The sequence below is a fragment of the uncultured Formosa sp. genome (assembly GCF_947500765.1).
Lineage (GTDB): Bacteria > Bacteroidota > Bacteroidia > Flavobacteriales > Flavobacteriaceae > Formosa.
The window spans coordinates 26490-37435 of the sequence record NZ_CANMTH010000007.1; the positions used below are offsets into that span (position 1 = coordinate 26490).

The 10946-nt window shown below is 32.7% G+C and carries 8 protein-coding genes and 1 riboswitch; of the genes, 3 read left to right on the top strand and 5 right to left on the bottom strand.

What is annotated here, in order from left to right; genetic code table 11:
* Positions 1 to 79: 79 nt before the first annotated feature.
* Positions 80 to 1453, top strand: a complete 1374-nt coding sequence (locus tag Q1B05_RS13050; RefSeq protein WP_299781379.1) for a sodium:alanine symporter family protein — start codon at positions 80 to 82, stop codon at positions 1451 to 1453.
* 50 nt (positions 1454 to 1503) lie between these two features.
* Here the strand turns inward: Q1B05_RS13050 and Q1B05_RS13055 are convergent, their stop codons facing one another.
* Entirely contained in the window at positions 1504 to 1968 is a 465-nt protein-coding gene (locus Q1B05_RS13055) for a hypothetical protein (protein WP_299781381.1), read from the bottom strand.
* A gap of 80 nt (positions 1969 to 2048) precedes the next feature.
* The gene (locus Q1B05_RS13060; protein ID WP_299781383.1) at positions 2049 to 2525 is read right to left on the bottom strand and encodes an Hsp20/alpha crystallin family protein; all 477 of its coding nucleotides are present in this window, start codon (positions 2523 to 2525) and stop codon (positions 2049 to 2051) included.
* 401 nt (positions 2526 to 2926) lie between these two features.
* On the opposite strand from Q1B05_RS13060, the gene acs reads away from it, so the two are divergent.
* Positions 2927 to 4834 carry an acetate--CoA ligase gene (gene acs, locus Q1B05_RS13065; protein ID WP_299781385.1) on the top strand — a complete coding sequence of 636 codons (1908 nt, stop codon included), beginning with the start codon at positions 2927 to 2929 and terminating at the stop codon, positions 4832 to 4834.
* A gap of 59 nt (positions 4835 to 4893) precedes the next feature.
* On the opposite strand, the gene fahA is transcribed toward acs, so the two are convergent.
* On the bottom strand, positions 4894 to 6183 hold the full coding sequence (gene fahA / locus Q1B05_RS13070) for a fumarylacetoacetase (RefSeq protein WP_299781387.1): 1290 nt from the start codon (positions 6181 to 6183) through the stop codon (positions 4894 to 4896).
* Between the two features lie 111 nt (positions 6184 to 6294).
* Here fahA and glyA point away from each other — a divergent pair, with 111 nt between their 5' ends.
* Positions 6295 to 7569 (top strand): serine hydroxymethyltransferase, encoded by a 1275-nt coding sequence (gene glyA / locus Q1B05_RS13075; protein WP_299781543.1) that lies wholly within the window; start codon positions 6295 to 6297, stop codon positions 7567 to 7569.
* 69 nt (positions 7570 to 7638) lie between these two features.
* Here the strand turns inward: glyA and Q1B05_RS13080 are convergent, their stop codons facing one another.
* Positions 7639 to 8703, bottom strand: coding sequence for a hypothetical protein (locus tag Q1B05_RS13080; RefSeq protein ID WP_299781389.1), 1065 nt, complete (start codon positions 8701 to 8703; stop codon positions 7639 to 7641).
* Between the two features lie 10 nt (positions 8704 to 8713).
* On the bottom strand, positions 8714 to 10546 hold the full coding sequence (locus Q1B05_RS13085; RefSeq protein ID WP_299781391.1) for a TonB-dependent siderophore receptor: 1833 nt from the start codon (positions 10544 to 10546) through the stop codon (positions 8714 to 8716).
* Between the two features lie 29 nt (positions 10547 to 10575).
* Positions 10576 to 10789, bottom strand: a riboswitch (cobalamin riboswitch).
* Positions 10790 to 10946 lie beyond the last annotated feature (157 nt).

Here is a 10946-nt window from a genome sequence, read left to right on the forward strand (position 1 = left end):
AGATGTGTTTTTTTTGAAATTTTACTCAAACTTGACTGTTTAAAAAAGATTATATTTAACAAAACATTGTTGTTATTTCATGGTCTTTTTAGATAATTTATTTTCAGAATTTGCTTCTTTAGTGTGGGGGTTACCTTTATTAATCCTTTTAACCGGTGGAGGATTATATTTGTTATTGTACTCACAATGTTTACCATTTCGTTTTATTGGTCATGCCATCCAAGTTTTAAGAGGTAAGTACGACGATCCAAACGATCCTGGAGAGATTTCTCATTTTCAAGCTCTCACAACGGCGTTGTCTGCCACCGTGGGTATGGGAAATATTGCTGGGGTAGCTGTAGCTATTGCTATTGGTGGTCCGGGAGCCGTGTTCTGGATGTGGGTAAGTGCTATTATTGGTATGGCAACTAAATTCTTTACATCGTCTTTAGCCGTAATGTATCGTGGAAAAGATAGTGAAGGCCAACTGCAAGGCGGACCAATGTATTTTATTGTAGAAGGTTTAGGAAAAAAATGGAAACCTTTAGCGGTTATGTTTAGTGTGTTTGGTTTAGTTGGTGCGTTACCCATGTTTAATGTTAACCAGTTAACTCAAGCGATTAACGATATTTTATTAGCACCAAATAATATTGAAGTCGGATTTATATCTAGCTTAATTATCGGGCTTATTTTGGTAGCAATAACGAGTGTAGTTATTTTAGGAGGAATAGATAGAATTAGTAAGACCGCTTCAAGATTGGTTCCGGCAATGGTTGCATTATATTTTGTATTGGTTTTAATTATTCTTGCTGTTAATATTCAGGATGTGCCTAAATATATTGGATTGATTTTTTCTAATGCTTTTACCGCTCAGAATTTTAAAGGGGATAACTTTTTAGGAGGAGCTTTAGGCGGATTAATACTTTTAGGAATTCGTAGAGCAGCATTTTCTAATGAAGCTGGAATTGGTACAGCGCCTATGGCTCATGGAGCAGCTAAAACCGCCGAACCAATTCGTGAAGGTTTAGTCGCAATGTTAGGACCAGCCATAGATACATTATTAGTGTGTACTTTAACAGCTTTAGCTATTTTAGTAACTGGTGTTTGGCAAACTTCGGATGCTAATGGGGTAAGTTTAACAGCCTCAGCTTTTGCACATGCTATTCCTGGTGTAGGTAAATATTTATTGTTACTATGTATTTTTGTTTTTAGTATTTCGTCTTTGTTTTCATATTCGTATTATGGTTCAAAATGTATGTCTTTTCTTTTCGGGGCAGATAAAAAACACTACTATAATTACATATATATATCGAGTATAATTTTAGGAGCAACTACATCTTTAAATATGATGATTAACCTAATTGATGGTTTTTTTGCGTTAATGGCAATCCCAACAATGTTGGCGACATTAATTATGGCTCCTCGTGTTTTAAAACGTGTTAAAGTATATGTTGCCACACTTAAAAAAACTTAGGTCGTTTTAAGTTACTCCTATAATTATGTGTTCAGAGTTTATGTAGAATATTAATTATCTTCTTCAGGTTTTATAATGCCTGATTCATATTTTTCCATAAGTCTCTTTTGTTCAGCAATCATTTGTTTTCTTAAATCATCAATATTTACAAAGTCTTTTTTAAAGTGACTTTCAAAAAAATCGTCGTTAAAAAAATGTTTGCTAAATAAAGAATCTTGAGTAAATATATCTTCAAATTCTTGATGATTTAAATCTGAAAAATCATTAAAGAATTTAGATCTAAAACGTTGCATTAAACGGTCTTGCTCTTTCAGAGATAAATTCTTAATAGTATCATGAGAAGACCAAGAGTAAATACTATCGTATTTAATTAAATTGCCATTATTATCAAATTCTTTATCTACTTTCCAAGTTCCTTTTGGAATTTTTGCTTCGTTATTTTCTGCTTTATCATTTTGTCCGTTACAGCTTATCGCTAATAATGCGACTAATGTTATTAATACATATTTTTTCATGATTTTATATTTATAATTAGATGAGGCTGAAATAATCAGCCTCATCATTAATAATAGATTAAAAAAAATAATGTGTAGAACTAAGAGATTTCAATAGTTCTTGCAGGTTTTTGTTTGGCTTCTTCTTTTTTAGGTAAAAGAATGTCTAAAATTCCATCATTATATTTAGCATTAATTTTATCTGCGTCTACACTTTCAGGTAAACTAAAGGATCTTTTAAATGAAGAATAACCAAATTCTCTACGAGTGTAATTGTCTTCTTTGTGTTCTTTTTCTTGTTCTGTTTTTGTAGAAATAGATAACATTTGATTGTTAAGGTCTATGTGAAAATCAGATTTTTTAAGACCAGGAACAGCCATTTCTACAATGAAAGCATCTGCAGTTTCTTTAATGTTTACTTTTGGTAAAGTTATTCCAGTATTAAAATTAGATGTAAATACTGAAGGTAGATCTCTGTTAAAAATGTCGTCTAACCAACTAGACAACGTAGGAACGTTTTCATTTGAATTGGTGTTTGCTAAATTTCCGTTTTTAGGAACACTAACTAAATTGCTCATAATACAAAATTTTAAATTAAACAATATTTCAAATTTGAAATCAATTAAGACTTCTGTAGCTTTATAAACAAATTAAATACCAAAGTACATCATATGTATATTAAGCTATTTTGTGATGTTATTTTGTCATAAATTATGAAAAATTGTCGTTTTTAAACCTTTGTAAAATGACAAGATTACATTTGAATTTCAAAAAAATATATGTTGAATTTATAACGTTGTAAATGCTATTAAAAAAGGTAGTGGTAAAAGGTATGTGTTTAGTATTTGTATGGATGTTTTAATTATTTGTAGTTAAAATTATGTTATCGGTAGAAAAAAGTTACATATTCTGTTAAATTTTTATAATTTAGAAGAGTGTTGTGAAACTATCAAATTAACTACTAAAACCATATCGTACAATGAGTAATTATCACATAAAGCATTTAGAAGAATATTATCAAGTATATAGAAAATCTGTTAGGGAGCCTGAGAATTTTTGGGCAGAAGTTGCAGAAGAACATTTTATGTGGAGAAAACGCTGGGATAACGTCTTAAGTTGGGATTTTAAAAAACCTGAAATAAAATGGTTTGAAGGCGCTCAATTAAACATTACTGAAAATTGTATCGATAGGCATTTAAGAACTAAAGGCGATCATACAGCTATTATTTTTGAACCGAATAATCCAGATGAAACAGCTGAACATATTACGTATCAGCAATTACACGATCGCGTTTGCCAAATGGCAAATGTAATGAAGGATAAAGGTGTTAAAAAAGGCGATCGTGTGTGTATTTATCTACCTATGATTCCAGAATTGGCAATTTCATTATTAGCATGTGCAAGAATAGGAGCAATTCATTCTGTAGTATTTGCGGGGTTTTCTTCTAAAGCCTTAGCGTCTCGTATAAACGATAGTGCATGTAAAATGGTAATTACTTCCGACGGTTCTTACCGTGGTTCTAAAACTATAGATTTAAAAAGTATTGTAGATGGCGGATTAGAATCTTGCCCTACTGTAGAAAATGTTTTGGTTGTAAACAGAATCAATTCTGATATTACTATGAAGGAAGGTCGCGACTTATGGTTGCAGCCGTTATTAGATGCTGCGTCTGCGGTTTGCGAACCAGAGATTATGAATGCTGAAGATCCTTTATTTATTTTATATACCTCAGGATCTACAGGTAAGCCTAAAGGGATGGTTCATACCACCGGAGGTTATATGGTGTATACTGCTTATACCTTTAAAAACGTATTTCAGTATAAAGATGGCGATGTGTACTGGTGTACTGCAGATATTGGTTGGATTACAGGACATAGTTATATTGTATATGGGCCATTAGCTAATGGAGCTACTACGGTAATGTTTGAAGGTGTACCTCAATATCCAGATTTTGGACGTTTCTGGCAAATTGTTGAAAAGCATAAAGTGAATCAGTTTTATACAGCACCAACAGCAATTCGTGCATTAGCTAAACAAAATATATCCTTTTTAGAAAATTACGACTTATCATCATTAAAAGTTCTGGGTTCTGTAGGAGAGCCAATAAATGAAGAAGCATGGCACTGGTATAATGATAACGTAGGAAAACATAAAAGCCCGATTGTAGATACGTGGTGGCAAACAGAAACAGGAGGCATCATGATTACTCCAATTCCGTATGTAACGCCAACAAAACCAACGTATGCAACTTTGCCCTTTCCAGGAATTCAACCCGCATTAATGGATGAAAGTGGAAATGTAATTAAAGGAAACCAAGTAGATGGACGTTTATGTATTAAATTTCCATGGCCATCTATAGCTCGAACCATTTGGGGAAATCATGAACGTTATAAAGAGACGTACTTCTCTGCTTACGAGAATATGTATTTTACGGGAGATGGTGCTTTAAGAGATGAGGTTGGATATTACAGAATTACTGGTCGTGTAGATGATGTTATTATTGTATCTGGACATAATTTAGGAACAGCACCTATTGAAGATGCTATTAATGAACACCCAGCAGTTGCAGAATCTGCTATTGTTGGATTTCCACATGACGTAAAAGGAAACGCGCTTTATGGTTATGTTATGTTAAAAGAAACAGGTGAATCCAGAGATCAGAATAATTTAAGAAACGAGATTAATCAATTAATAAAAGATAGAGTAGGAGCCATTGCCAAATTAGATAAAATTCAATTTACAGATGGTTTACCTAAAACACGTTCAGGTAAAATTATGCGTCGTATTTTAAGAAAAATTGCGAGTAAAGATTTTAGTAATTTAGGAGATACAAGTACATTGCTAAATCCAGAATGTGTTCAAGTTATTATAGATGAGAGTCTATAAATAAGTAGTGTTTAGAGCAAAAAAAATCCCGATATAAGATCGGGATTTTTTTATAACTTTTATTTTTTGTTAGGTTTAAATATTGGAAGTAATTCGTTTTTAACTTCTCCAAAACCAATTCTAGTTCCATCATTTTCACAATATCCACGCATAATAACAGTATCATTATCGTTTATATAGGTGCGTTCTGTACCATCTTTTAAAGTTAGTGTTTTGGAACCTCTCCAAGTTAATTCTAACATTGAACCTAAAGATTCTGGTGTAGGACCAGAAAGTGTTCCACTACCCATTAAATCGCCAGAGTTTACAGGACATCCGTTAATTGTATGGTGTGCTAATTGTTGAGACATATTCCAATACATATGTTTAAAATTAGAACGGCACACAATTGTTTCTTTTGCAGTTTTAGGCTGAATTGCTACTTCTAAATTAATATCGAAACTCTTTTTTCCTTTAGTTCTTAAATAAGGCATTTGCTCTTTAATAGGCTTAGGTCCTTGTACTCTAAAAGGCTCTAAAGCATCTAAAGTAACAATCCAAGGTGACATAGACGATGCAAAGTTTTTAGATAAAAATGGACCGAAAGGTACAAACTCCCAACTCTGAATATCTCTTGCGCTCCAATCGTTAAATAACACTAATCCAAAAATATACTCTTCAGCTTCATTTACAGGAATAGGTTCTCCAAAATCGTTAGCATCTGTAGTGATAAAAGCCATTTCTAGTTCAAAATCTACAAATTTAGAAGGTCCAAAAACAGGCTCCTCTACATCTGGAGGTAATGTTTGTCCTTGTGGTCTATGTATAGGGATTCCTGAAGGAATTATAGACGAGCTTCTTCCGTGGTAACCAATAGGAATATGTAACCAGTTTGGTAACAAGGCATGTTCTTCGTCTCTAAAAAGTGTTCCTACATTAGAAGCGTGTTCTATACTAGAGTAAAAATCGGTGTAATCTCCAATTTGTATAGGTAATTGCATTTCAATTTCATCTAAACGAAATAATACAATTTCCTTATGTTGTTTATTATTCTTTAAAGTATCGTTATCAGCATCAAAAATATCAGCAATTTTATTACGAACGGCACGCCAAGTTTTTCTACCATCAGCAATAAAATCGTTTAAAGTATCTTGAAGAAAGATATCATCTGTTAAAGGAATATCGCTGAAATAACCTAATTGATGCAAAGCACCAAGGTCGATCGCTGTATCTCCAATTCGAGTTCCTATGGTAATAATGTCGTCTCGGGTAAGAAATACACCGAAAGGAATATTTTGTATAGGGAAATCCGAATTTTTATCGACATGCAGCCATGTCTTACGATCTGGATTGTTGGCTGATATTTGCATAATATAATTGTTAATTGTTTGTTTAATAAATTCTATTCAAATATATGTTTTTTGATGTATTTAACTAATCTATTTGTTATTTTTGAGGAATTTTTAACGATAATTATAATGATGCAACGCGACGAACAAATTTTTGAATTAATAGAAGCAGAGAAACAACGCCAGTTACATGGTTTAGAGTTAATTGCTTCAGAAAACTTTGTCAGTGACCAAGTAATGGAAGCTGCAGGTTCTGTTTTAACTAATAAATATGCTGAAGGCTATCCTGGAAAACGCTACTACGGTGGTTGTGAGGTTGTTGATGAAGTAGAGCAAATCGCGATTGATCGTGCGAAAGCACTTTTTGGAGCGGCTTATGTAAATGTACAGCCACACTCTGGAAGTCAAGCGAACACAGCTGTTTTTGCAGCCTGTTTAAAACCTGGTGATAAAATCTTAGGTTTCGATTTATCTCACGGTGGACACTTAACTCATGGGTCTCCAGTAAACTTTTCAGGTAAATTATACAACCCTTCGTTTTATGGTGTAGACCAAGAAACAGGAGTTTTAAATTACGATAAAATTCAAGAGGTCGCTACTAAAGAGCAACCAAAATTAATTATTGCTGGTGCTTCAGCGTATTCACGTGATATCGATTTTAAACGTTTCCGTGTTATAGCAGATAGTGTTGGTGCAATTTTAATGGCAGATATTTCACACCCTGCAGGATTAATTGCTAAAGGAATTTTAAACGATCCAATTCCTCATTGTCATGTTGTAACAACAACTACACATAAAACATTAAGAGGTCCTAGAGGAGGAATGATTATGATGGGTGAAGATTTTGATAACCCATTTGGAATTACACTTAAAAATGGAAACAAAAGAAAAATGTCTTCTTTATTCGATTCTGCTGTATTCCCAGGAAACCAAGGAGGACCTTTAGAGCATATTATTGCCGCTAAAGCGATTGCTTTTGGTGAAGCGCTAACAGACGATTACCTTACTTATATGTTACAAGTAAAGAAAAATGCTTCGGCAATGGCTGATGCATTTGTAGCAAAGGGGTATAATATTATTTCTGGTGGAACAGATAACCATATGATGCTTATTGATTTAAGAAATAAAAATGTGTCAGGAAAACAAGCAGAAGAAGCTTTGGTTTTAGCAGAGATTACTGTAAATAAAAACATGGTACCTTTTGATGATAAATCTCCATTTGTAACCTCAGGTATCCGTATCGGTGCTGCTGCTGTTACTACAAGAGGTTTAAAAGAAAGTGACATGCAAACTATTGTAGACTTGGTTGATGAAGTAATTATGAACTTAGAAGATGAATCTGTTTTAAAAGCGGTTGCTACTAAAGTAAATGCACTTATGGCAGATAGACCATTGTTTGTATCTTAATAAAAATATATAGATAAAAATAAAAGGCTGCCAATTGGCAGCCTTTTATTTTTATGACCGATTTGGTAATTAATCATTAAAATAAAACCCGTTTGGAGCGATACCTACAGTATACGTGTTTAATAACGTTCCTGTTAAAGAATATTCGTAAGTTGTTCCTGCAGACGCAAAATCTCCAGCATCAGCAATGTAAATTGTGTCATCTTCTACAGCAAAACCATACATTGCACCGTAATCAGAAGTAGATGTGTAAGATAAGATTTCTGAAGGTGTTGTACCGTTAATGTCCATTGCATATACAGAAGTTGAATCTGTAAAATAGAAGGTGTCGTCTTCTATGTTTAATTGCTGCGGACTTGATACATAATCGGTTAATTCAATAGTATCTGTAATTGCATTTGAAGATGTACTAATTTCAAAAATGTAAGATGTACCATCGTAATTGGTTGTTAATACATAAAGTGCATCATCTTCTTCAACAATAGAGTTCGGAGTGTTTCCTGTACCTAGGTCAATTACTGTCGTTGCATTTGTAGTTGGGTTTAAAACAGTAACTTCGTTTCCGCTACCATAATATCCATTAGCAAAATAAATCATATCATCTTCTTCAATCACTTTGTTTGCGTTTTCCATTGCAAAAGTGCTTGTAGAATAATCAGATAAATCTATAATAGTGACAAAGTCATCTTCAGCTCCTAAAGTATATCCTGCAGAATTTGTTACATAGGCTTTTTCGTTAGCTATTGCACCATATCTTGGGTTGTCAAAATCTGTACTTATAGTGTTCTTATATTCAAAAGTATAACGGTCTACAACAGTAACTTGATTGGCAGAACCAGAAATAATGTAAGCATAATTGTCATCAAAAAAGATGTTTTGTAATGCATTTCCAATATCAGAAGCACCTGGGTTTATAGTTGAGTAAACATCATTTTCAATAATTTTATCTTCTCCAATAAAACTAATTCCTGCAGTACCTACATTTCCAAATTGTCCTTCGTTTAATACAAAGTATCCGTTATCATAATCTCCTTGCGGTATAATTGTAGTATTATCATCATCGTCGGTGCTACATGAACTAAAGAGTGCAGCACTCGCTAAAGCAATGGCAAAAAATTTGTTTATCTGTTTCATAGTGTAATAATTAAATATTAATGTTTAAGTAAATTGAATAATTTCTTCCTGGCATATATCTGTTAGAACCACTTTGGTAATTTCTGTTCCAAATATTGTTAATTTTTCCGCCTAAAGTAAAAGTATTATTAAAGGTATAATCTATTCCGATATTAGAGAGATGATAGGCGTCTCTCTCATATTTAGAAAGATTGTCTGTTGTGGTAAACACATTGCCAACATACATCCATTGGTAAAATGCCGATATATCTTTAAAGCTGTATCCTAAACTAGTTGTTACCTTATTATAAGGTACGTATGTAAGTTGTTTTTTTGTTTCCTGATTTTCAGAAATGGTATACGCATACGTGCCATTTAAAGTAAACGTATGGCTGTTAACCGTTCTTGCATAGTGCAATAAGCCTTCTAAACCATAGGTAATAACATGTTCTGTATTGGTTGGTTGCCAAATATCTCCGTTAGGTAACCAACGAATCATATCGGTAATGTCGTTATAGTAAGCCGTTACAGATAAGGTAGTGTGTTTTAATTTAAGATGATTTCCGATTTCTGCCTGATAGGATGTTTCTGGTTTTAAATCAGGGTTTCCGCTGTCTTCCCAATACAAATCATTAAAAGTTGGAATTCTAAAATTTTTTGAGCCGTTAACAGTAATAGAGTAGGGGTTACTGACTTGAAATTGGAATCCTAAACTATATAAAAACGGACTGTTATAATTATTTGTAATTTCTTGTCTTAATCCTAATTCGTATAAAAACCACGAATTGTATTGATGTTTAAATAATAGGTTTAAACTTCCTATATTTCTAGTTTCCTGTTCAATGCTAGACCCTTTTCCTTTATTTTGTGTGGCATCTGCAATAGCATTGATCGTGATGTTTTCTGAAGGATTATACGTAAAATCGTATTTAGCAATGATAGAATTTACCTGGCCATGACTGTATAAGTCGGATGCTATATTCGAGAAATATTTATATTCTTCGGTTAAGTAGGCTAGTTTTAATTTTGACGTGATTTTGTTATAAAAACCATCCCATTCAATTAAGTTTCTAGTATTAAAATCTCTGTATTTTGTAGGTGTTTCGTTAGAATTAGTTAGTGAAAAATGACGTTCGCCATCATAGACATAACTGTATAATTTAAAAACATTATTTTTATTTAATCTATAACTAACATTAGTGTTTAAACTGGTATTGTAAAAATCACCATTTTCGTTAAACTCATCAGAATCTACATAATCATAATCGTTATCAGAACTATTTCTACTTATTCCAATATTTGCACTTAAATTTTTAACAACAATATTGCCTTTATAATTTAATTGTAGTGTGTTATAGCTTCCTAAGCTACTATTTATCGTATTTTTAAATCCATTTGTATAATCGAACGTATTGTTTAAATGAATACTTCCGCCAATGGCACCGCTACCATAAATAACACTTCCTCCACCACTTCGTACGCTAATTGCATTAAAATCTGACGTATTTAAGGTGTTAAAATCGGTTTGTCCATTTAGCTGAGAATTAATGTTTATACCATTCCAAACTACCGCGGTTTGCTGTGCTGTAGTTCCTCTAAAAGCAGGCGAAGACACCATGCCTAATCCATTTTCTTTAAAAAAAATAGGCGTATTATAATTTAATAAAGACGTTAATGAAGGTTGGTTTATACGAATAATACTATCAGACAAGACTAAAACCGTTTGCGAATTACTAAAGGCTTTTAATTGCGCATCTGCTGTAATAAAAACTTCATCTAATTTCTGAATAGCATCTGTTTGCGCAGCTAGAATAGCAGGGAAACATGCAATAAATAAAAATTGTACAATTAGTTTTTCTTTCATATATCTTAAGACTCTTTGCCCGAAAGTCAATTAATTAAGCAGAATTTGGCAGGTCTCCTGACTTTCGTCTTGTTATTTACCTTCCCAGTTTTAAATTAAAACCAGTGGTGTATTGAAGTTTAATAACAAGCATTTTGCAAAGCAAAACTAAGATTACAGTTGCGGGAACAGTTTGAGGTTTTCACTCAATTCCCATTTAATCCATCACGTGATATGATATGAACCAAAATTCGGGGCAAAAATAAGGTTTTTATTATAATTGGAATGCAAAACCTTATGTTTTGTAATTTGGTTTGTCGTTTTTGATGTTATTATGAATTAAAAAAATCAACTATTTTATTTTGTCTGAATTTTATATGCTTACATTTGAAGTGTTTTTAGTGTTAAAATTTTAAGCTAA